The 21,815-nt window shown below is 59.5% G+C and carries 26 protein-coding genes and 1 pseudogene; 22 read left to right on the top strand and 5 right to left on the bottom strand.

What is annotated here, in order from left to right; translation table 11 throughout:
• Positions 1-25: 25 nt before the first annotated feature.
• From J2858_RS15470 to J2858_RS15430, 9 genes are all read left to right on the top strand, one after another.
• Positions 26-364 (top strand): hypothetical protein, encoded by a 339-nt coding sequence (locus J2858_RS15470; protein WP_210105727.1) that lies wholly within the window; start codon positions 26-28, stop codon positions 362-364.
• Positions 364-963 (top strand): head-tail connector protein, encoded by a 600-nt coding sequence (locus tag J2858_RS15465; protein ID WP_210105726.1) that lies wholly within the window; start codon positions 364-366, stop codon positions 961-963. The genes J2858_RS15470 and J2858_RS15465 overlap by 1 nt, the downstream gene beginning before the upstream one ends.
• A gap of 8 nt (positions 964-971) precedes the next feature.
• Positions 972-1,157, top strand: a complete 186-nt coding sequence (locus tag J2858_RS15460) for a hypothetical protein (protein ID WP_210105725.1) — start codon at positions 972-974, stop codon at positions 1,155-1,157.
• Positions 1,150-1,488 carry a phage head completion protein gene (locus tag J2858_RS15455; protein WP_210105724.1) on the top strand — a complete coding sequence of 113 codons (339 nt, stop codon included), beginning with the start codon at positions 1,150-1,152 and terminating at the stop codon, positions 1,486-1,488. The genes J2858_RS15460 and J2858_RS15455 overlap by 8 nt, the downstream gene beginning before the upstream one ends.
• The gene (locus J2858_RS15450) at positions 1,485-1,898 is read left to right on the top strand and encodes a hypothetical protein (protein WP_210105723.1); all 414 of its coding nucleotides are present in this window, start codon (positions 1,485-1,487) and stop codon (positions 1,896-1,898) included. The genes J2858_RS15455 and J2858_RS15450 overlap by 4 nt, the downstream gene beginning before the upstream one ends.
• Positions 1,895-2,323 carry a DUF3168 domain-containing protein gene (locus tag J2858_RS15445; RefSeq protein ID WP_210105722.1) on the top strand — a complete coding sequence of 143 codons (429 nt, stop codon included), beginning with the start codon at positions 1,895-1,897 and terminating at the stop codon, positions 2,321-2,323. The genes J2858_RS15450 and J2858_RS15445 overlap by 4 nt, the downstream gene beginning before the upstream one ends.
• Positions 2,324-2,364: 41 nt before the next feature.
• Complete coding sequence (locus tag J2858_RS15440; protein WP_210105721.1) at positions 2,365-2,799, top strand: phage tail tube protein; 435 nt, start codon at positions 2,365-2,367, stop codon at positions 2,797-2,799.
• The gene (locus tag J2858_RS15435; protein ID WP_210105720.1) at positions 2,796-3,248 is read left to right on the top strand and encodes a gene transfer agent family protein; all 453 of its coding nucleotides are present in this window, start codon (positions 2,796-2,798) and stop codon (positions 3,246-3,248) included. The genes J2858_RS15440 and J2858_RS15435 overlap by 4 nt, the downstream gene beginning before the upstream one ends.
• Positions 3,249-4,683: 1,435 nt before the next feature.
• Complete coding sequence (locus tag J2858_RS15430; RefSeq protein ID WP_210105719.1) at positions 4,684-4,914, top strand: hypothetical protein; 231 nt, start codon at positions 4,684-4,686, stop codon at positions 4,912-4,914.
• A 52-nt stretch (positions 4,915-4,966) separates the two neighbouring features.
• Here the strand turns inward: J2858_RS15430 and J2858_RS15425 are convergent.
• Both J2858_RS15425 and J2858_RS15420 read right to left on the bottom strand, forming a co-directional pair.
• Positions 4,967-5,179: pseudogene (locus tag J2858_RS15425) on the bottom strand (transposase domain-containing protein); the annotation flags it as partial.
• A gap of 1,150 nt (positions 5,180-6,329) precedes the next feature.
• Positions 6,330-6,722, bottom strand: a complete 393-nt coding sequence (locus tag J2858_RS15420; RefSeq protein WP_348635499.1) for an ADP-ribosylation/crystallin J1 — start codon at positions 6,720-6,722, stop codon at positions 6,330-6,332.
• A 209-nt stretch (positions 6,723-6,931) separates the two neighbouring features.
• Here J2858_RS15420 and J2858_RS15415 point away from each other — a divergent pair, with 209 nt between their 5' ends.
• Entirely contained in the window at positions 6,932-9,622 is a 2,691-nt protein-coding gene (locus J2858_RS15415; RefSeq protein WP_210105717.1) for a tape measure protein, read from the top strand.
• Between the two features lie 336 nt (positions 9,623-9,958).
• A complete protein-coding gene (locus J2858_RS15410) occupies positions 9,959-10,219 on the top strand; it encodes a hypothetical protein (protein ID WP_210105716.1) in 261 nt (86 codons plus the stop codon).
• A gap of 1,115 nt (positions 10,220-11,334) precedes the next feature.
• Here J2858_RS15410 and J2858_RS15405 read toward each other — a convergent pair.
• Positions 11,335-11,580: a hypothetical protein gene (locus J2858_RS15405; protein WP_210105715.1), complete on the bottom strand. Its 246-nt coding sequence runs from the start codon at positions 11,578-11,580 to the stop codon at positions 11,335-11,337.
• Positions 11,581-11,733: 153 nt separating this feature from the next.
• On the opposite strand from J2858_RS15405, the gene J2858_RS15400 reads away from it, so the two are divergent.
• From J2858_RS15400 to J2858_RS15365, 8 genes are read left to right on the top strand one after another with little or no spacing between them, the layout of a single operon-like run.
• On the top strand, positions 11,734-12,378 hold the full coding sequence (locus J2858_RS15400; RefSeq protein ID WP_210105714.1) for a hypothetical protein: 645 nt from the start codon (positions 11,734-11,736) through the stop codon (positions 12,376-12,378).
• A gap of 5 nt (positions 12,379-12,383) precedes the next feature.
• Positions 12,384-13,049: a hypothetical protein gene (locus J2858_RS15395; RefSeq protein WP_210105713.1), complete on the top strand. Its 666-nt coding sequence runs from the start codon at positions 12,384-12,386 to the stop codon at positions 13,047-13,049.
• A complete protein-coding gene (locus J2858_RS15390; protein ID WP_210105712.1) occupies positions 13,049-13,483 on the top strand; it encodes a GNAT family N-acetyltransferase in 435 nt (144 codons plus the stop codon). Before J2858_RS15395 ends, J2858_RS15390 begins: the two co-directional genes overlap by 1 nt.
• A 36-nt stretch (positions 13,484-13,519) precedes the next feature.
• Complete coding sequence (locus tag J2858_RS15385) at positions 13,520-16,459, top strand: phage tail protein (RefSeq protein ID WP_210105711.1); 2,940 nt, start codon at positions 13,520-13,522, stop codon at positions 16,457-16,459.
• A gap of 4 nt (positions 16,460-16,463) precedes the next feature.
• A complete protein-coding gene (locus tag J2858_RS15380) occupies positions 16,464-16,682 on the top strand; it encodes a hypothetical protein (RefSeq protein WP_210105710.1) in 219 nt (72 codons plus the stop codon).
• The gene (locus J2858_RS15375; protein ID WP_210105709.1) at positions 16,682-17,950 is read left to right on the top strand and encodes a hypothetical protein; all 1,269 of its coding nucleotides are present in this window, start codon (positions 16,682-16,684) and stop codon (positions 17,948-17,950) included. Before J2858_RS15380 ends, J2858_RS15375 begins: the two co-directional genes overlap by 1 nt.
• A complete protein-coding gene (locus J2858_RS15370; RefSeq protein ID WP_210105708.1) occupies positions 17,950-18,489 on the top strand; it encodes a hypothetical protein in 540 nt (179 codons plus the stop codon). The genes J2858_RS15375 and J2858_RS15370 overlap by 1 nt, the downstream gene beginning before the upstream one ends.
• Positions 18,490-18,547: 58 nt before the next feature.
• Entirely contained in the window at positions 18,548-19,489 is a 942-nt protein-coding gene (locus J2858_RS15365; RefSeq protein WP_348635498.1) for a glycoside hydrolase family protein, read from the top strand.
• Between the two features lie 43 nt (positions 19,490-19,532).
• Here J2858_RS15365 and J2858_RS15360 read toward each other — a convergent pair whose 3' ends face one another.
• Complete coding sequence (locus J2858_RS15360) at positions 19,533-19,733, bottom strand: hypothetical protein (protein ID WP_210105707.1); 201 nt, start codon at positions 19,731-19,733, stop codon at positions 19,533-19,535.
• On the opposite strand from J2858_RS15360, the gene J2858_RS24125 reads away from it, so the two are divergent.
• From J2858_RS24125 to J2858_RS15350, 3 genes are read left to right on the top strand one after another with little or no spacing between them, the layout of a single operon-like run.
• Positions 19,636-19,854: a hypothetical protein gene (locus J2858_RS24125; protein WP_245366413.1), complete on the top strand. Its 219-nt coding sequence runs from the start codon at positions 19,636-19,638 to the stop codon at positions 19,852-19,854. The genes J2858_RS15360 and J2858_RS24125 overlap by 98 nt on opposite strands.
• Positions 19,851-20,303 carry a hypothetical protein gene (locus J2858_RS15355; protein WP_210105706.1) on the top strand — a complete coding sequence of 151 codons (453 nt, stop codon included), beginning with the start codon at positions 19,851-19,853 and terminating at the stop codon, positions 20,301-20,303. Before J2858_RS24125 ends, J2858_RS15355 begins: the two co-directional genes overlap by 4 nt.
• Positions 20,287-20,631: a hypothetical protein gene (locus J2858_RS15350; protein WP_210105705.1), complete on the top strand. Its 345-nt coding sequence runs from the start codon at positions 20,287-20,289 to the stop codon at positions 20,629-20,631. The genes J2858_RS15355 and J2858_RS15350 overlap by 17 nt, the downstream gene beginning before the upstream one ends.
• Positions 20,632-20,881: 250 nt before the next feature.
• Here J2858_RS15350 and J2858_RS15345 read toward each other — a convergent pair whose 3' ends face one another.
• Positions 20,882-21,748 (bottom strand): hypothetical protein, encoded by an 867-nt coding sequence (locus J2858_RS15345; RefSeq protein WP_210105704.1) that lies wholly within the window; start codon positions 21,746-21,748, stop codon positions 20,882-20,884.
• Between the last annotated feature and the right edge of the window lie 67 nt (positions 21,749-21,815).

Here is a 21,815-nt window from a genome sequence, read left to right as displayed (position 1 = left end):
CTCGATGACGCGATGGAGAACCGAGATGGAAATCAAAGCAAAGCGCAGCTCGTATGGCGAATACGGTAATGTGCGCCGGGGCGAGGTGATCACGGTCGATGACCGTCTGGGCAAGGCGCTCCTGCAGAAGGGCAATTTTGTTGCCTATGACGCCAAGGCTGAAGCCAAGGCCAAGGCCGAACGCGAGGCCGAGCTGCAGGCGCGGCGAGAGGCGGCCGAACAGGAGAGGGCGGCGGCCAAGGGCTCTCAGGCGGCCGAGCTCGAAACTCTGCGATCGGAGCTGGCCGAGAAAACCGTTCGCATTGCCGATCTGGAAAAGCAGCTCGACGCCCGGACTGCGGCCGACGCAAAAGGCAAAAAGTAATGGCGGCCGATCTCAGGGTCGTTGAGCCGCCAACGCCGATCGTCACGCTTGATGATGCCCGCCGCCACCTGGCCGAACTGCCAGAGGAAGACGAGGCCTATGTCGAAGGCCTCATTCTGGCCGCCACGACCTGGATCGACGGGCCGACCGGCTGGCTCGGGCGGGCGCTCGGCATCCAGACGCTCGATTATGCCATGGAAGATTTTTATGCCGATGCTGACGGCTACATCCACCTGCCGTTCAGTCCGGTGCTGGAGCTGGTGTCTATTCGGGTTCGCGCCAGTGCCGACAACTTCGAAACCATCCCACCCGGCGACTACGAAATCGACGCGGGCGGGGTCTACCCCTTGTCCGGCGCCTGGCCGTTCGTGTCCGGGCGCAATCAGCGTGTCGTCATCCGCTACCGGGTCGGCTGCGCCAAGACCGTCGGCACGCCGGCTGTCTGGGTGGCGAATGTGCCGGAACCCATCCGCTTTGCCATCCTGCTACTCGTTGCGCACTGGTATCGGAACCGCGAGGCCGTGGTGATCGGCCAGAGCGCTGTCACTCTCCCCTTTGCGGTCGATGCGCTTTTGCAGCCCTACCGCATCTATCGATAGGAGCGACCATGGCCCGTGTCCGGTTCCTCAAGGATTTTGACTACCGGCCGCCCGTGTTCGGCGTGACCATCGCTTACACGGCCGGTCAAACCTACACGGTGAAACGCGACTGCGCCGACCAGGCCATTGCCGCCAAAGCCGCTGTCACGGTGAGAGCGCCGCGATCTGCGCCAAAGGCAGGCGGCAATGATTGACGCCGGTTCCCTGAAAGAGCGTGTCGCTCTCGACAAGCGGGCGCGTGTCAGTGACGGCGCCGGCAATTATCGCTCAGACTTTGTCGAGCAGTTCCAGCGTCGGGCGGCCTTCATCTATGCCGGGGGTAGTGAGGCGGTGGTGGCCGAGCGTCTGCAGGGCCGCGCCATCCTCAAAGTGCGCCTGCGCAAGGATGTTTTGTCCAAAACCATCGGCACGGATTGGCAGCTGCGCGATGTCAGGCGCGGCACGGTTTATGCCATCCGCGAGGCGGATGTCGTCACCGATCCGCTTTGCGTCTTTCTCACAGTGATCAGCGGGGTTGCCTCATGAAGTTCATTGGCCTCGAAAAGATGCGCCGGCGCCTGGAGCGGATACCGGCCGAGGTGCGCAAGCGTGCCAAGGCCGAGCTGATGTTGCAGGGCCGCGAGATCAACATGCTGCAGCGCTCGTTGGTGCCGAAGGATGATCTGACCCTTGCCGGCACCATCCGTTCCGAGCCTCTGCCAGACCCGGAAATCGGCGTCGTCATCCGTGCCGGTGGTGCCGCGACCACAAAGCCGGTGCGCGACAGCGACTATGCCGTCCCGGAATATGATTATGCCCTTGCCCAGGAGTTCGGCCGCGAGGGCATGCCGGCAAACCCGTTCTTCCTGCCGGCAATCCGGGTCCGCAAGAAAAAGGCCAGGGCGCGTGTTCGGGCCGCGGTGCGGCGGGCGCTGAAGACGGCGGGCAAGGGATGAGTGATGATCCGAGCCTGGCCATTCAGGTGGCACTTGTGGCGCGCGTGACTGATCTGACGCGCGAAGCGGTCGCCGGCCGTGTTTATGACGATGTGCCGGCGGCAAGTGAGCGCATTGCCGATACCGGTGCGGACTTTCCTTATATCTCGATCGCCGACGGCCAGCTCGTGCCGATCGATGAGGAATGTTTTGACCGCTCGACCACCTTCATCAACCTCAACGTCTGGTCACGCGCCATCGGCTTTCCTGAAGTTAAGCGCATTGCCGGTCTTTTGCGCATTGGCCTGCACGAACTGGACCTGACGATTGCCGGTCACGTGCTCGACCGCATGCGCGTCGAAAACATCACCTTCAGCCGCGATCCCGATGGCGTCACCCGCCGCGCGCGCCTTGAACTGTCGGTTGAGACCCAGCCGGCTGACTGACTGCAAAATCCCTTCATCCCCTCAATATGGAGACCATCGTCATGGCGACGACTAAGAAACTATTGGTGCAGTTTGGCGACGGCGCCGATCCGCAGGCCTTCTCGCATGCCTGCACCATCAACACCTCGCAGGATTTTACCGTCGAGGCGACCACCACCGATGCCACCGACCCCAATTGCGAAAACCCCGATGCGCCGGGCTGGGTGCTGCGCTCCGTCGATACGCTCTCTGCCAGCATCAATGGCGCCGGCACCATGGACCCCATGAGCTACGGACGCCTGCGCGACCAGCAGCTTTCTGGCGAACCCATCGATGCCCGCGTGCTGATCGATCTGCCGGCCTCCCAGGGTGGCGGCCACTATGCCGGGCGCTATGTCATCACGTCGCTTGGTATTGCCAAGGAAGGCAAAGGCTATGTGTCGTGCACCATTGCCCTGCAGTCTGACGGTGAAGTGGTCTGGGTCGGTGCGGCATGAGCGCGCCACTTTCCCTTCCGTTCGCTGGCAAGAGTTTGCCGTTCCGCCTCGCCATCGGCCAGTTGCAGGAGCTGCAAATGGCCTGCAATGCCGGACCCGCGACGATCCTTGCCCGCCTCATGGCCTCGCAGCCGCAGGCCGCCAATGCCAAGCGGCCGGACCCGGAACACTATCCCCTCGGGGCGGCCGATCCGGACTTTCTGGCGGACTTCAATGCCTATGCCCTGTTGCGCGGCATTGGCGGTGATTGGCGGGTCGAGGATGTGCGCGAGACCATCCGGCTTGGGCTGATTGGCGCCGGCATGACGCCGACAGACGCCTTCGGCATGGTCACCCGCTATGTCGATGATCTCGCCCGGTCTCCGCTGGTCGACAATGTCGGGATTGCGGCCGCCATTCTGCATCATGCGCTGACGGCCCCGGAGGGCGAAAGGCCGGGAAAGCCGTAGACCGGGAAGACGAGGGCGACGGGCGCCTGGTCTTCTCGGACTTCTACGGCCTTGGCGCCATCATGGGGTTTGCCCCGTCTGCCGTCGATCAGATGATGTTATGGGCGTTTGCCGCCTGTGCCGATGGTTATGCTAAGGCCAATGGGGCGGAAGAGGTGCCGGATGCGCCGAGCTTTGAAGAGCATCAGGAGATGTTGAGGAGATTGGCGGTGTAGGGGGCGCTAGCGGCGGTGACGACGACGATTATCGTGAGCGGGGCGATCCGCGTCGCTAACATCGCCTCTTGCCAAAACCATCTCCTAAAAGGCAGTCTTGAATCACGCTTCGAGCAAATTGGGAATCGGCCGCAGGGCTAAATAGATGGCGAAATCGACAGTCAACGATACCACGTTACCACGCGTAGACTGCTCGACTTGGGCCGAGGTTGAAACGACTATCAGCGGTCTTGCCGCTGAAACCCCAGGCCTCGCACAGGATACATTCGAAAACGCAAGGCATTTCGCTAGATTTGCCTCGGGGCGATATCAGACACCCGACGAGATCGGATTGGGGTATTGGCCTACAATCCGACTTATATGGTCGTCGACGACTCCGCCCATAGAGATCGAGATATGCCAAGATCACTACGAGTTTTATCGATTTCCTGAGGGAGCCACCGACATTCAGCATGTGACCCCTACGTCGGGCCAATTTCCCGAAGCCCTAAAACTTCTCCTCGACACGGCTATATCCCAGACGCTCGCACGTGACATCAATAGCTAACTACTTTGTCAACAGGGCCTAAGGCCATAGACTTGAGGACACACAGAGCTGTTCCGCTGCGTTCGCCGCGAGGTCATAGTGCTTGATGATAACACACGGCCCATTGTCGCCATAGCTAGGCCGTGAACTCATAAACGGGTGGCGAGGCAATTATGGGCGGCGGTCCGCCTGTAAGTACCAAATAAAGCATATGCTGTCGCGGACGTTGCCACCGGTCGCTTCGTAAGCAGCAAAATGGCCTGCGAATGCTTTGCGCCCTTCTGCGATAAAGTCGTAATATCGCGTGATATCAACCATCTGCCGTCGTGCGTTTTTGGCGGAAAGCGCTACGCGCTCGCTCCAAGTTAACCCGACTGGCTCGCCTTCCAACGCATTTACCTCAACCCAATAACATTCGCAGGTGGCTTCTGGCATAAGGAATTGCAGTTGCCGCGCCAACGTTGAGAAGGCCCAATTTCTCGGCTTCATCGATCACCAGAGGTATTGTTTCAGTTTTCCAACCCCACTCACCGTAAGCGGTGTGCCCATCACACTGACCACCAAGACGGGGGATCGTTTTGAAGATTGGCCTTCAGACCCAAGGCCAGTGTGCGTTGATCGCGGCCACACCGCAAATTCACATTCTGTCGATATGGGGGCGTTGGACGAGAACCCATTCGTCAGGATATGGCTCGTGATCCTGGCGGTGCTCCGTCTGGTACTCACCCCAGCCCTGCAGCTTCCAGTATTTCGTCATGACATCGAAATGGCTATGCCCAGTTATCTCGCCAACCTTAACAGCTCCCTTATTAAGGAGCGCTCTGAAGCCGTCTCCCATTGGGCCAGCAGGACAAAGGCCGGGGAGCAGTTGACCGTCTGGCTCAGGATCGAGCCAGATTTCGTGGACGAGTTCGTTTTTCATTGAAGTGTTTTACTTCACAAACCATCCTTCCGAAAGAGGCGGTCGGACGCAGGGACTACGAAGTGCTGCAGTTGCTTGTCATGCCCGGATAATTCCGCGGCAAAAGCTCATCGACACGACTCTGCTTGTGACCGTTGACGATGCCGGTGAGCGTCGCTGTCAGATAGGCCAGCGGATCGACAGCATTGAGCTTGCAGGTCTCTATGAGCGAGGCGATAATCACCCAGTTCTCCGCTCCTGCATCGTGCCTTACAAAGAGCACATTCCTCTAAGGAACTGAGGGCGTACTTCTCAATTGCCGGAGAAGGTAGGCTCCTGAGGGTGTTCTTCCCTCACGTGGACATCTTCCGCGTCATCGACGAGATGCATACCCCGTCGAATTCCGGCAAAGGAATTCTCAAGCGATCTGTGAACTCGATCCCGTTCAACTTTTCACCCTGCAAATGTTACATGGTAGATATTGCCGAGCCGATTGGATCGCCGCAAATTCCATCCGAATTTGCCTTCCCAGCGAACACCCAGCGCCTAGTACGCGCCTACGGCCCTGAAGTAATCACCTGCCGCGCTTACATGAGCTTCAATAGCGACTGTTTCCCCCGGGGCAAACTCCCACTCTTCATAGTCTGGAAGCTCCTGGGGTAGGATAATGAAGCGCCCATTGCCGAGTGCTTTGGCCTTGACAGGTCGCCATACGGGAACTGGCTCATCTAGGAGGCGAACGTGGATCGTGTGGACTTCAAACTCTTCAGATGATGTCATGACATGCTCTCCTTCGCTCGTCTCAGAGGTTAGATTGCCGACCAAGGCATGCAATGACTGTATTGCTGTCATGTCACCTGTCGGCCCAATGCTGTCGTTCCGCAGTTGCAAGAAGATGGCCGCTGAGCAATTGTGCCTACGTCATCACGGTATCCAAATGAAAGTCTCTCTTACCAAATATGCTTGTCTAGCCTGCCAGCGGGTTTTCAAACGCCCCGCTGATGCGACGCAGAAAACCTGCCCGCGATGCGCTGGCGTCACGTACAGGACTGGCTCAGATTTCCGCCCACCGTCAGCAGATGACAAGAAGGGTTGGGAGGTCGCATCATTCCTGATCTTAAGCGGTTTCCCGTACTATCGAATTGGTGTGCGGTACCCGACAACCCTGAAGGAGGCACGACGCTTTGTCGAAGTGAACTCTTCTAAGACCATAAACAGGACAACACAGGGCTGTTCCGCTGCATTGGTCGCGAGATCATTGTGCCTGATGACAACAAGCGGCCCGAAGCGGGCGAAAGCGGTTAAAGACGGACCTGCTCTGCAGCGCCGCCGTTGCCGTCGTCCCAAGCGTCCACCATCATGAGAACTTGATCGAGCGACTCATGTAGAATGAGCTTTGGGGCGAAAGGCATGGATAATAGACTTTCTGCGTGAGGACCTCAATTGCCTTGAAGCTGACTTTGGTCAGGGCGTTCAATGTCGTTTTGTTCATGCTCGAACGCCTTGGTCACAACTATCTTTCCCACAATTGCTGCGTTAAATTTTTCGAGCTCTTCAGCTGGTATCCAATATTCCCTCAACGCTTGGCCGCCTGCATCTTGCGGAGCGTAGGCAGCAAGAAACGTTCTTAGAACTTCGAACGATGTAACGTAACCGGCACCGTCACGACTGACATTCCAATCCCTCGCAATCCGAACTGCGTAATCTTCAGAAAGCACTGGATAGAAGATAGGTTGGTCGGGCAGTCGAGGAGGGAATTCCTTCATGCCGCTCTTCTTTATTAACTCTAGTTCGACAGGACCTACAGGTCGCCAAAGGGTCACAGTCTCCATTGCCATCTCCGCAAAAACGCCGATCTCGTAGCTTCTACACGCAGTTGAAGGTGGTACGGAAGCCCGTTTATGGTGCAAAGGCGACATAGCCTCTGCCAATGCGATGTCCGCGATAGGCCCGGCTTGACGACGCGCCCATGATCGACTTCGGCAGCTCTGCTGCCAAAGCGGGCTTCACCATTTTCCATTAAACCTGATCAGGACCCATCATGGCCGTCACCCTTGATGAGCTTCGCGCTGTCATGCGCATGGAGCTCAACCCCTTCATGAAAGACCTGCAGAAGGTCAACGGCGTTACGGCGCAGACGGCGCGCAAGGTCGAGACAACGTGGCTGGCGACGAACAAGCGGCTCGACAATATCGGCCGCAACATGGCCCACAGCCTTGCAACGCCGCTGCTCGGGATTGGCGCGGCGCTGTCTGTTGATGCCGTTCAGCGCTATGCCGATGCCTGGACGACGGCGAAGAATAGCCTGGCCGTGGCCGGCGTCGTTGGCGACAACCAGACGGCGGTGCTCGATCGCCTATATCAGTCGGCACAGGATAATGCCGCGCCGATTGGGGCGCTGGCCGACCTGTTCGGCAAGGCGTCGCAGGCGTCCGACGTCCTGGGCGCAAGCCAGGGCGAGTTGCTCAAATTCTCGGATGGCGTGGCAACGGCACTGAAGGTGGAGGGCAAGAGTGCAGGGGAAGCTTCCGGCGCGCTGACCCAGCTCGGGCAGCTGCTTGGGCAAACGCGCGTGCAGGCGGAAGAATTCAACTCGATCAACGAAGGTGCGCGGCCGATCCTGATGGCGGTTGCCAATGGTCTCGATGAGGCCGGCGGATCGGTATCGAAGCTGAAACAGCTGGTCAACGACGGCAAGGTGTCGGGACAGCAGTTCTTTCAGGCCTTCCTCAAAGGACTGCCGAGCATTCAGGCCATGGCCGCCAATGCCACGCAGACCATCGAGCAGGGCATGACGAAGGTGAACAACGCCTTCACCAAATATATCGGCCAGACCGACGAAAGCCTTGGCGCCAGTGCGCGCCTGGTCGCCGGCCTCAATGCGCTCGCTGACAATTTCGAGCAGACGGCGGATGTGGTGCTGAAGGTTGCGGCAATCATTGCAGGCGCCCTGGTCGGCCGTTCCATCGCCGGGATGATCGCAAGCCTCGGGCTCGCCACCACGGCGGTCTTCCGGTTTGTAGCCGCCATTCGTGCCGCCGGCACAATCGCCGGTCTCGCAACCGCCATGAGTGGCCTCACCGTCGCCGCAGGTCCGATTGGTGCTGTGATCGGTGCGACGGCTGTCGGGGCGCTGGCGCTGTTCTATTCCGGCTCCACGGAAGCCAGTGAAGGGGCGGCTCTGTTTGAGGAGCGCCTGAAGCGCATGGGGGCGGCGGCCAACGAAGCTGCCCAGAAGACGGAAGATGCCGGCGGCCGCATCAATGCGGTGCTGGTCAACAAGCTGAAGAAGGAAGTGGCTGCCACCACCGACGCGGCAGCCGAAGCCTCTGCGGCGGTTGCCGACCTATTCGAAAACCTGTTCAGGAACGTCGATCGCGATACCATCTCGCCGGCACAGCTCGCCCAGCTCGAAGAGCTGAAGGTTGGTCTCGACAATGGCAGTGTCAGCGCAGCCGGTGCCAAGAACGCCCTTTACGCGCTGGCAAATTCCAACCCTGATTTTCAGGGGGTGGCGGATGCGTTTGCGCCGCTGCTCGATCGTCTCAAAGAGGTCGTTGAAGGCGCCAAGGCGGCGCGCGCAGAATTGGCGGGCACGACAGGTTCGGCGCTCTCGGAACAACAGATTGTCGGCTACAAGCAATATGCCGCCTCTCGTGCGCAAGGTGAGGAGATGCTGCGGATCGGCAAGGCCTATTCGGAAGAGGCGCAGCGCCAGAATGGCTTGAGCCGTGAACAGTTGGCGATCGAGAAGGAAATCGCCTCGATCCGCAAGGATCTGACGGAAAAGGGCGGCTTCCTGCCGGAAGATCAGATCAAGGCGCAGGCGGCGGCCAATGTCGCGGCATCCGAAGGCCGGAACAAATCCGGACGCTCGGGCGCAAGCTCCATCAAGCCAACGGCTGACAACCGGTTTGACGGTGATATTCAGGCGATCCGTGACCGCACGGCGGCATTGATCGAGGAACAGAATATCGTTGGTCAATCCTACCGGGAACAGGAAAGGCGGCGCCTGGCACTCGACCTCGAACAGTCGGCGCTTGCCGATCTGCGCGAGGAGGCGCGCCGCAAGGGGGCAACGGATCTGGAAAGCATCCAGCTTTCCGCCGAGCAGCGCCAGAAGATCGATGAAGCCTCAGACGCTTATGCGCGCCAGGCCGATGTCTTGCGGCAAGTCACTGAAGCGCAAGACCGCGCCGACGATGCCGCCCGCGAGTTCTACGATAACTTCAAGAGCAATACGCTTGATGCGATCACGGGTGCCAAGAGCCTTGGGGATGCCCTTGCCAATCTCGCCCAGCAGCTTGGCAACATGCTGCTCAGCAGCGCCTTCGATTCATTGTTCAAGCCGCCCTCGGGCGGCTCGGGTGGTGGAATATTCGGCAGTCTGTTTTCTGGTATCGGCAACATGTTCCGCGCCACTGGCGGGCCGGTGCGCAAGGGGCAGCCCTATGTCGTCGGGGAAAACCGAGCGGAATTGTTCGTGCCGGATCAAAACGGCAAGATCGTCCCGCGCGTGCCATCGATGCCAAAGCTGCCCGACATGTCGCAGATGCGGGCATCGACTAGGGCGATGAGCATGACCTTCGCGCCCGTGATCGATGCCCGAGGCGCCGACGTCGAGGCGGTGAAGCGGATTGATGAAAGTCTGAAGCGAACGCAGCGAGACCTCAAGGCAACTATCCTCACCACCGTGCGGGAGGCACCGGGCAGGAATGTGAAGTTGCGGTGAGTGGATGGCCCAAACGCGCCAATTGCGGACATTGTCACAGGTGGGTTGCTTTGTTACCCATTCCCAATGACCCATGGCCGTTCACTTCCATCGTTTTCCGTTCTTGAGCTATTCAAGAGATCGCCGCTCCAAGCAATTCGGCCGGATGCGCCGTTCTTTTCGGTGGGACGTGCGCTTGGACCACCGACTTGGTGGGACTTCAGCGGGGACGCTGTCACGTTTGATAGCCTGCTCGACTACTACGGAAACCTCCAAGTCGGGCTGTGGGTTCGTGGAGAGCAGGTAAAGGTTCGGCGGGTTGGCATCCGGATGTGGACCCTGTCAGACGGAGTTCCCGTGCCCGAGGTCGGTAAGCTTAAATATGCCTCGCGGCGCTATGTAAATTTCGATGGTTTTGAACCTGGGCTATCTGTTGGCGACGCGAAGAGCCTGCTTGAAAACGCGCGTCTCGCTTATACGGAGAAAGCGGTCGCTAACGCGTCAGAGACTGTGGTCGAGTTGAAGCTTGAAAACAACAGCTACCTACAATTCTTCATGATGGAGGGACGGCCGTCTTTGGCATCGGTGCAGGCATACTCTGAACACGTAGGCGCTTAACAATGTCCGCAACGGGCCGATTGCAGTTGCAACGCTGATGCACAATGGTGATTATCGCTTTAGCCTGAGAACTACGTACATCGCCACAGTAAAATATACTGCAAATGCAGGCAAAAACCCCAGCACCAATACATCTTCAAGAGAACGAAGGTAGTCGCCTCGGGCTGTCGACATAGCTTCGAAAGCTTCTGACACTCGGTTATCGGCGGTCGAAACTGAGCCGATGGTCGACGTAAGATCGAAATGTACAAGCCAGAGATCGCGATACACCGCTCTCAGAGTCAATGTACGCAGAAGCCCCGAAAGCAGTGCCACCCATGCTAGCGGCAGCATTAAAAGCACAGTTTTGACATATCTTCTCATTCAAATATCCAGCTACATTCGCGTTGTTCTTTCTATGTTTGTTTAAGGATATCTGCCGATGTCCGCAAAGGGCCGAAGGCCGTCTTCGGCTTCGCGCCAAAAGGAGACATTGTCCTCGGTGGCGGATATCTGCCGGAAGGCCGGGATCAGCCGGGCATCGAGAGATTGTTGCCTCGGAGCGCGGGCGGAAGTCCCGTCCATCGCGTGACTCCGCGACAGAATTTCCTCCCTAGCTAGTCCTGGGGAGTGATCAGTACCTTGTATTCCGGTCCATCGTCCCCGTACATCACGGCTCCGTCGATCAAGATGATATGCGGATCGCTCAGCCGTTCAAGCTGTGATGATTGATGTCGAAACTCGTAGTGACAAGTCGGACACTTCGGATTTGCTCCCGGTACAAATTTGCCGCTGCACTCGCAGCTGGGAAGTGACGATGCAATGACTTGCAAAACCTCCAGGCTTTGGTCGTTCCAGACGGTGCATCGGTCTTTCTGACGATGTATGGCATTGTTACAATTAGAGCAGTAAAAATGTGGGCACATCTGGCTCATTCCAGACGATCTCCATGCCGGTATTTCCACCTTACAATTGGGGCATTTTAGCTTTCCAACGCAGGCAAACTCGACCGTTTTCAACTTAGTTTCCCCATCGATCGTTATAGGCAAAAACGCAGACTTGCAGGCCGCTAAGGCTACAGCCTGAGTATCAAGAAGGCCGGTTTAGGCCCGACGCCGGTTATCAGATGGTCCTGGTCATTTCCGAGCCGATTTTCTCTGCTGCCGTTCGACGAGCAGGGTCTGTTCGGCTTCCTCCCATGATGGCAAAGGGCGCTCTGATCTCAAGATATGAAATGCGCCGCAGTTTTCGTCAGGGCAACCACAGGAAACCACGTCCACATGGTACTTAGTTTTTCCCGCTCGCTTCTGCACGGCATTCATGCGTTCCTCGCTCTTGATGGTGTCAATGATCGCACCACGCTTCAAGAATTTTCCGGTCATTGCTGTGCGGCCTCGAAGTTTTGTCGTCCGTGCTAAAATGACAGCACGATCGAACGTTCGCAATGGGCCGAGAGGCGTCCGCCGCTCGGCGCCGATCGCGGTCGTCAGTTTCCATCCGTATAGGCTACCCACCTCAATCAGAGCCGGCCCCCCATGACCATCACCTATCCGCTCGATAAATCCTTCCTGACAAACCTTCCCGGCATCACCACGGATTTCGATCTTCTCTGGCGCCAGGAGCAATCCCGCACGGCCGGCGGTCGAACCGTGGTGAAGGATTTCGGCTCGCCGCTGTGGCGTTTGTCAGCCCAGACCCGCAGCCTGAAGCCGAATGATCTGGACCACTGGCGCGCCAGGCTGACGGCCTTGGAGAACGGCCTGAAGACATTTCGGGCGTTTCCAAAGATCCGCTGGTTTCCGATTGCCTATCCCAAAGGTTCATGGCCGACAGGAGACGCCTTTGCTGGCGTCGGTTCGATCGCCACGATTGCCGCCAACCACAAGGCGGTCTCGGTGTCCGGCTTTCCTGCCGGCTACCGGTTCTCGATCGGGGATTATCTGCAGATCGGGGAGAAGGATCTGCACCAGGTCGTCGAAGCGGCCGTGGTCGATGAGAATGGCGTGTCGCCGCAATTCGAGATCCGTCCGCATCTTTGGCCGGGCGTGACAGCGCCTGTGGCCGTCACCGTCAAACAACCGGCCTGCCTGATGACGGTGGTGCCGGGTTCGGTCTCGTCTTCTGCCGATCTTGGCACCGGGCGCGGCGCCATCAGTTTCCAGGCGATCGAAGCAAGGTAACACCCATGCGTAACATCTCGGCTCAGAACCTTGCCGCCCTTGAGGCGCGCGAGCTGGTCGCCCGTGACTTCATCTGGTTTGTCGTTCGTGACCGGGCAACCGGTGCACCGGTGACCGATGGCGTCTGGTCGGATGTCGGCAATATCTCGGCCGCCGTCATCCATCCCGATACCGGCATCCCCGTCACCCGCGACTGGTATGGATCGGGAACGCTGATCGGTGTCGATGACATTCCGCTCGTTGCCAATCTCTCGGTGCAGAACGTCACCATCCGCATGTCGCAGGTGAGCGAACACGTCCAGACGCTTGTTCGGCTCTACGATTGCAAACAGGGCAGGGTGGAGATCTATCGCGGCCTGTTTGATCCCGACACGCGCCAGATGGTGGCGCCGGCAGAATGCCGTTTTGTTGGTGTCATCGACCAGGTGGTGATCAAGACGCCCTCGGAGAACGAGGTGGGCTCTGTCACGATGACCTGCGCCAGCCACACACAGGAGATGACCCGCTCCAATCCCGCCACCCGCAGCCATGCCACGCAGATCCTGCGCCAGGCGGGTGACATGTTCTACCAGGATGCCGACACGGTCACAGAATGGGAGTTCTTCTGGGGCTCGGAAAAAGGCGTCGTTCCCACCCAGAAGAAGCGCAAGAAGTTTCTGGGGATCTTCTGATGAGCGTTCGTCATGCTTCCCTCGATGACCGCGACCGCGTGGTGGCGCTCCTGCGCGAAAGCCATGCGGCGGCCGGCTTCACCTTTCCGTTTCAGGCCGCCTTTGCCGACCGGCTGTTTCAACAGCATCTGGCCTCGCCCTTGGCCTGTGTTCTGGTCGCGGGCGATCCCGTTCTCGGCATCCTCCTGGCCGTTGCCTATGAGCATCCCTTTGGCGCCGGCCGCATGGCCAAGGAAACCGTGTGGTTCGTCTCGCCCAAAGCCCGCGGCCGATTGGGTCTTGCCATGCTCGATGCCTATGAGGCCTGGGCCAAGAGTATCGGCTGCACGTCTGCCGGCATGGCGTCTCTCGCCAGCAATGACGTCTCGCGGATCTTTAAGCGGCGCGGTTATGCGCCGATCGAAACCCATTTCGCAAAACCGCTCGTTATCTGATTTCCGCAGCGGCGCTTAAATCCTTCAGGAACATCAATGGCTATTTTCTCCGGCGCTGCTGCCCTGATCAGCGGTGCGATCTCGGCTGTCTCGACCTTTCTCGGCGGCCTTGGTGCGATCGGCTCCCTTGTCCTCAAGGCAGCCGTGGGTCTTGGCACCAGCCTGCTGGCGCAGTCGCTCGCCGGCAAGCCGCAAGAACCGACGTTCTCGATCAATGGCACGCTGCAGGGCGGTGGCGACCTGTCGCGGTCCTTCCTCCTCGGCCGTGCCATGACGGCGGGTTCGCTTACCTGGGTCAACACCTGGGGCCGAGATGGCGATACGCCGAATGCCTTCCTCACGCAGGTCATCCCTGTGTCCGATCTGCCGGTGCGGGGCCTGGCGGATATCTTCGTAAACGGCGAGAAGGTGACGCTTGGGGCGCTGTCCGAGCGCGGCTATGCCATCAACGAATATCCCGATTGCCTCTGGGTCAAATTCTACGACGGCACACAGACCACGGCCGATGGCTTTCTGTTCAACTCGGCCTCGAACAATAACCGCTGGTGGAACCCGGATCGCATCGGGCGAGGCGTCGCCTATGCCATTGTCACGGCGCGTGTGTCGCAGAACATGTTCAGCGGTGTGCCGTCCTTCAAGTTCGTCATCGATGGTCTGCGGCTTTACGATCCATCGCGCGACAGCACGGTCGGCGGCAACGGTCCGCAACGGTATGCCGATCCCACCACCTGGGGCGGTGATGGCGACTTCCTGCCGGCTGTGCAGATCTACAATCTGCTGCGTGGGCTCACCTTCAACGGCCAATGGTTCTACGGCCTGCAGAACATGCCAGCCGCGCGACTGCCGGTCGCAAACTGGATTGCCCAGATTGAGAAGAACCGAGCCGGCATTCAGGAGGCGGGCGGCATCGTCGCCACTTTCCGAAGCGGTGGCGAAGTGCAGGTGCAGGCGCCGCTCACCGCAGCGCTCGAAGCACTGCTCACCGCCTGCCACGGCAAGATCTCGGAAGTCGGCGGGGTCTACACGCTGCATTGCGGTGCACCGGATGCCCCGGTGATCGCCTTTACCGACGACGATATCCTCTCGACCGAAGAACAGGAGTTCACGCCGTTCCTCGGCTTGGCCGATACCATCAACGGTGTTTCGGCCACCTATCCGTCGCCGGCCGATGGCTGGGTCGTCAAAACTGCACCGCCGCTCTACCGGCCGGATCTTGAAGCCAATGACGGCAACCGCCGTCTGATGGCCGATGTCGAGCTGACCTTTGTGCCTTATGCCGAACAGGTGCAGCGCCTGATGAAGTCGGCGCTGGAGGAGGCACGGCGGTTTCGCCGGCACACGATCGTGCTGCCGCCAAAGTTCTGGGCCTATGCCACGCCGTGCGCGGTGCTCTCCTGGACGTCGGAGCGCAACGGCTATGTGAACAAGCTGATGCGGATCGATGGCGCTGTCGATCGCGGCAACCTCGATGTGATGATCGATATCACCGAAGTCGATCCCGCCGACCATGGCTGGACGTCATCTGAGGAGTTCAAGCCGCCGGTCGATGGTGCGGTCGGCATCATTCGCCCGGCACCACAGGCCCTGGTCGATTGGTATGCGGAGCCGGCGACGGTGAAGGACAGTGTCGGGCGCGATCGCCGGCCGGCCATTCGCCTCACCTGGGATAATTCCGATGGCCGCCTCGATGACGTGATCGGCATCGAATACGAGGTACGCCTGCAGGCAAGCCTTGACCGTATCCACGAAGGCCGCACCGACCAGCCACAGGCGGGGTCGCTGCTGATCTCGCAAGGGCTGTTGCCGCTGGAAGCCTATGTGGTGCGTGCCCGCTATATCCCGCGAGGGGACAGGCCGGTGCTGTGGTCGGGCTTCATTCCGGTCATCACGCCGAATGTCCTGCTCACCGACAAGGATGTGTATGTCGATATCGATCTAACCGGCATTGACGATGCGCTCGGCTGGCTGCGCGATGGCGTGAGAACCGCAAAGGACGCCATCAACGGCCTGATTGCCGGCCAGATGGAATTGACCACGCAGGCGTTTACGCAGTCCCAAGAGATCCGCCGTGAGCTGTCGGTGTCTCTCGGTTCGGCGCGGGCGGAATATCGCGAGAAGATCGAGGTCGGTCTGACGGCAACACAGGCGGTGGCCACCCGGCTCGAAACGCTTGAGGTGAGCTTTGGGGCGGCCACTGCGCAGCTGAGTGACGATATCGAGATTGTTGCCAATGCCAATGCGGCGCTGAGCGGCCGGGTTCAGAACCTGAGCGCGGCGCTTGGCGGCAACAACGCCAGTGTCAACGTCGCCTGGTCAGCGGTTGCAGCACCATCAGGCTATGCGGCGCGCTACGGCATTCAAGCAGCCGTCAACGATGGGCGATACCGAGCGGCATCCTTCCTGATGGATGTGCCGGCCAATCCCGCTTTGCCCTCGCGCATCATCATGCGGGCAGGGCAGGTGGTTATGGTGAGCGATGACGACGCCACCGTGGCACGGCCCTTCGTGTTTCAAGAGGGCGTGCTTTATCTCGACCAGGTCAAGGTCAACAGCCTGTCTGCGCTGTCGGCCAATCTCGGCAATGTCGATATCTCGAATGCCTATATCGGCGATCTGGTGGTGGGCACGTCGAACATTGCCGCCGGTGCTGTCACGGCTGTCGAGTTTGGCGAAACGACCGTCACCCTTAATCACGGGGTGGGGTCGCCTCGCGTGCGGGTGGACATCACGTTTTTTGCTGGCGGCAATAACTACACGTCTTGCGTCGTCAGAAACGAAACAGATGGCGTAGTGCTGGAACAGTTCACCGTCGATGGCACGGACAGCACCACTCGACTGGCCGGGGCAGTTACCCGGTTTTACCGCTTTGATCCGCCAGCCGGGCGGGCAGCAACAACCTTCTCCCTCAACGTCAACACATCAGGTGCACTGCGCATCTCGGGGCGGGCCATCTGCGCTTCAGCCTACAAAAGGTAATCCCATGACAACAGGCAACAGCATGCAGGTCGAGCCACTGGTCGCCCTACAGGAGGCCGCCGCGCGCGAAGAGTTCTTCAAGCAGCGCAATCTCTTTCTCGCGCAATCGCTTCGCGTGGCGTCCGAGGAAAACAGGAAACTCTCGGAAACCATCACCGGCCTTCAGGCTGATTTGAAGCTGCTGCGCACCGAAGGTGCCGGCTCGGATGAGGGGAAAGCGTGATGGCAGGCTCTGTCTATTACAGCACCGGCACGGCCTCGGTCGTGCAGGGCGAGCGTATCGTGACCGGCTTTGGCACCGGATGGCTGACAGAAGATGGTGGCCTGTCCCCGATCAAGGCCGGCGACAAGTTCGGCCTTCATGTCGGTCGCCCCATCCTCATCGAAAGCGTCGATAGCAATACGCAAATCACTCTTGCAGACGCCTGGCCTGGGCCATCGCAACAGCAGGCGTCCTACAAGGTCGAGCTGACCAGTCCGCAGATCATTGCCATTGATGCCATGCGCCGGCTGTTTGCCAGCCTTTCCAGCGGCAACCTCACAAGCCTTGCAGAGCTGCAGCTCGATGATGAGCAGATCCCGATTGCCCTCGGTCCCGGCGTCTTTGGCACGATCGCCAAGGATGATCTCGTCCAGGCGGTGAAGTTCGATGCGGAAGTGGCAGCCCTTGCCGATCGCGCCGCCTATAATGGCGAGGCCAAAGGGTTCCGGGTGCTGGTCGCCAATGCCGGCAACAACCGCTCGGCCTTCTACACCAAGAGATCAGCGACAGCGGCCGACTGGAGCGCGCCGTTCTATGTCTCCGGGGCACAAGGCGTGCCTGGCCCCCTGACGGAACTGACCTTTGGTGCCGTGACGACCTTGGCTGCCGGGCAGCCGGCATCCGTCAACGTCGTGCAGGTGGATGCCGATACTGTCCGGCTTGATCTGTCATTGCCCAAGGGCAAAGACGGCACGGGAGCCGGGGATGTGGTCGGCCCTGCCGGTGGCGTTACAAGCAGCCAGGTCGCAGGCTTTGACGGCAATGGCGGCAAGGCGCTGAAGGGCCTGTCGGCCGCAGATGTGCTTGCCGTGGTCAAAGCGGCGGGAGCCTATGCCAAAGACAATATCCTCGGATCGGTTGCGCAAGCTGCTGGCGTTCCAACAGGGGCCATTATCGAGAAGGGAGGCAATGCGAATGGGGATTTTGTACGCTATGCCGACGGCACGATGATCTGCTGGGCCAAAAGCCCCACCTTGTCGACACCGACTGCCGCCTACGGGGCGTTCTATATCCTCGCGAGCCCGGTATCGATGGTGTTTCCATCGGTGTTTGCGGCCCCGCCTTTTGTCGTTCCGGTCGTCGCTCGAACGTCTACCACAACGGGCGCGGTGTGGCCTTTTCTCGCCAATCAAAACACGACAACCCAAGCCACCGCTTTGCAGATGGTCTCGCTTGGGCAAACCGAAACTGGCTATCCCGGCTATATCGCCATTGGGAGGTGGTTCTGATGGGCATTCGTCTTTATCAAACACCGCAGCGCCGTGACGATGCCTTGACCATCGAGTGCAGCACGCACGGCGAAACGCTGACGATCAACGGCCACGCCTTTGATCTTTCCGCAGTTCGCACGCAGGCACAGATCGACAGCGATCTCATCGCTGCACCCGTCTTCAGACAGGATGGTGACGTGCATGTGCAGGTCATCGTGCCCTATGGGCCGGATGAACAACCCTGCGCTCATGACGTCATGCCAGACTACGTTGCGCCACCGAGCCTTGATGATTACCGGGCCGCCATTCAGGCCGCCGTCGATCGCACGGCGCAAGCCCGCCTCTATGACAGCGGCAACAGCCTTGCCTCTTATGCCAACTCCACCAACCCGCGCTGGGCCGCCGAGGCGCAAGCCTTCATCGCGTGGCGCGATAGCGTCTGGGCCTTTGCCTATGACGAACTGGCAAGGGTCGAGGCCGGGCAGCGTCCCCAGCCTACCGTCGAGCAGATCGTTTCCGAACTCGCGCCGATCCGGTGGCCGGTGAACGCGCGTTAACACCGACACCCCGCGCATACCGCGCACAATCCCCAATCTAAATCTCAAGGAGGCATCTGTGCCCGTTACCGCAATCTCCGCACCGGGGAGGGCTTTCGTGCGCCTGCACGAAGGCAACCCGCTAACCTGCTATCTCGATGCCCGCAAAATCCCGACCATTGGCACCGGCTTTACGATGGGCAGCAAAAGCTGCCGGCGTGAACTGGCGAGGATCGGCATCACCAAGCTCATCCCCGGCAAGACCAGGATCACCGCCGCGCAGTCTGACGCCATTCTCGATGCTGTCATGGCCTCGGAGTTCGTACCGGCCGTGGCCGCAAACAGCCCGAGCGATCGCACGCAGTACCAGCTCGATGCGGCCGCTTCTGCGTGCTTCAATCTCGGCGTCGGCGCCATGAAGTGGAAGTGGGCAGATCTCTGGCGAGCCGGCAAGCTGAAGGCAGCGAGCGACTACCTCGCCAGCCATTACAACACGGCAGGCGGCCAAAAGCTTGCCGGCCTGGTGCGACGGCGCAAGGAGGAGGCGCTGCTGTTTTCCACCGGCATCTATACCGGCGTCTCGGCCGTGTTGCCGGAAGGTGCGCCACGCACGGCAAGCGACGCGAAGCCGGCCGGGCAAGATCCTGTCGTGCGTGAGGCGCAGGAGCTGCTGACGGCCGCCGGCCTCAATCCCGGCGCGATCGACGGCTGGATGGGCGAGAAGACCAAGGCTGCGGTCATCGCCTATCAGCAAGCTCATCCGCACCTGGTGGCCGATGGCATCATCGGGCCGGCCACGTTGGCGCAGCTGCGGCGCGATGGTTCGGCCGCCCGCGAGGCGCTGACGAAAGCCGGCAGCAGCGGGGCAGGGACGGCAGCTGCGGCATGGGCGGCAGGTCTGCCGTGGGGATGGATTGCAGCTGGTTCGGTCGTCATCGCCCTTGCCTATGTGGCCTATCGCAACCGCGATGTGATCGCCCGCCGCTTCAACACATGGCGCGGCAAAACAGTCGAGGTGTGACATGCGGGCGACCGTCAAAATCATTGCCGTGTTTGCGGCTCTCTCAATAGTTGGCGCCTTCGGGATCTGGTTCTGGAAACAGGCCGGTAATGACGCGCGCATCTCCATCGAAAGGCAGGACAATGCAGCAGGTAACAATGCCGATGATGCTCGCGCTCGTTTCGACGCTTGCCCTGTCGGCCTGTGGGACTACGGCGCCGGCAAGTGTCGCGGGGCTCAGGCGTGTGGTCGGAACTGATCTCATCGGCGCGCGTGGGGCAACGCCTGCCGATCAACGCAAGATCGACCGCACCGTCGTTGGTCTCTGTGCCGCTGACGTCTGGTCAAAGCCAGAATGTGCTGCCCATGGGGAGGGGAGGCCATGAGCCAAGGCTATCTCGGCCCCGGCATCTGGATACGTATTCGCCACCGCTTTGGGCCGCGCATGATGGAATGGATGATGGCCGGCCACATGATCATGTTCGGCTGGGTGCTGCTGCTGCCGGCCGAGACATTCAACCAGCCGCAGTTCTGGTCCTTCCGGGATCTTGTGCCGTCTGAAGACTGCCTCGGCTGGTCGATGCTGCTCATCGGTTGCCTGCGCATCATTGGCCTTGTCATCAATGGTGCGCGCGAACGGGTGACACCGCAGATCCGGCAACTCTCGGCCGCCATCGGTTGCGTCATCTGGTCGGGCATTTCCTATGGCTTTGCCTCTTCCGATGTCGCCAGCACCTGGCTTGCCGTCTACCCGCTGTTTGCCCTTGGCGAGCTGATCAACATTCATCGCGCAGCCCGCGATCAAGGGGAAATTCGCAATGGAACAACTGGCTAATCTGCCGCCACTTGCTCTCATGACATTCGGCGCAACGATCGCCATTATCTTCGCTGTTCGCCACCTTGGCCTTCTGGCCGGTTCGCGGGCCTCGCCAGCAACCTCGCCAGCCGCCGCCCAAGTAGCGGCCGTGATTGTTGATCCGACCGCACTTAACCGGGCAACCGCCGTCCTTGAGGATCACACCGCCGAAATGCACCGCGTGGCCGAGATCGGTGAGCGCCTGGCGCGGGCTCATGAAATCGTTGGTATTGAACTCGGGCGGGTTCGTGAAGAAATGCGGCTGGAGCGGGAGCTACGGAGGGCGCAACGGCGCGATGATGCGTAAAACTGGCGCACACGCGCCATCAACAAAATGTATGGAGATGATGGCAACTCAATTGATTGCTAAGGGTGTTGGTGCTGCTGCCTCATTGGCTGAGCTTATATTGGCTGCGGGTGAGGCAGCGTCTATGGCTTTGCTTCCATAAATCAACGGTACTGACCCAGTATTCTAAAGGCAGATCATCATCAAGAGGTGCAGGGATCGCCTTACCACTAACAGCCCGACGTGTGCTGGAATACTAGAAGCGTGCCAATTAGTTGAGATCTTGAAGCGGGCGTCCAACAAACTCGCAAGATGAAACCCAAGCCTGTTTAAGCTTGCCGTCCGAGGGATCGCGGTAGAACGCTTTAGGCACCATCAAGCCCATGTTCCATTCCCATGAGACAAGCTGGCCTCGTTCGTACCAGTTTAGGGTGGTAGGGAAGATTCTATGTTCCAGAGGGCGACCTTCACTGCGGGTCTCTAGCCGCACCCCCCTGATCCCGTCCTGCAATGGCACTTTGCCTTCCGCGTCTGCATAAACCTCAACAAGGTCATTCACCCTGTTTTCCTCTATGGGGTAGCTGCTCAATGCCTCAATTAGAGAAAGTGCGATATCTATCGCCCGTCTTACGTCTTCTTCCGAAACTAGCCTGCTTTCGTGAATAATTCTGTTCCGAAGGTGGGAGAACTGCTCGACTGTCTTGAGGAGATCGCGGCTAGTCCAATCTTGCGGCATTCGGGAGAACCCTTCGCGAACGGAAAACTTTCGCCTCCCTTCATGCCACCCGGTTCTTGCCATAACCTGATTGACCATCAGCTCAAGATCGCTTGATGCTCGAAGGAATGCTCCAAGTGGTGAGTGCTTGGCCTCCGCAAATATCCGCTCTCGATAAGATGACGACTTACTATTTGTCTCTTGTTGCGCTGCATTTGGTACTGTCTCAACCACCGTCTCGACTGTACTCTCAAGCTGTGCAATCTCCTCGGCCAGTTCTATTTCCTGGCCCAAAAGTTTGCCCTTGCGCAATCGACCAATGAGCTTTTTGATGTCGTCTTGGAGCACATAGAAGGCGTAGAATGCTACTGCCGGCCACGCCAAGGAGGCCAAGGCAGTAAGTAGGTTGGATAAACTCTGCATGATCCGACCTCGTTGGAGGTTAACAACCTATCGATGTCTTCTTGTCGGGTCAACGATCCTATCACTT

Source organism: Neorhizobium galegae, assembly GCF_017877135.1.
Classification (GTDB): domain Bacteria; phylum Pseudomonadota; class Alphaproteobacteria; order Rhizobiales; family Rhizobiaceae; genus Neorhizobium; species Neorhizobium galegae_A.
Note: the sequence above shows the minus strand (reverse complement) of the source record. Positions and strands in the feature narration are given on the sequence as shown.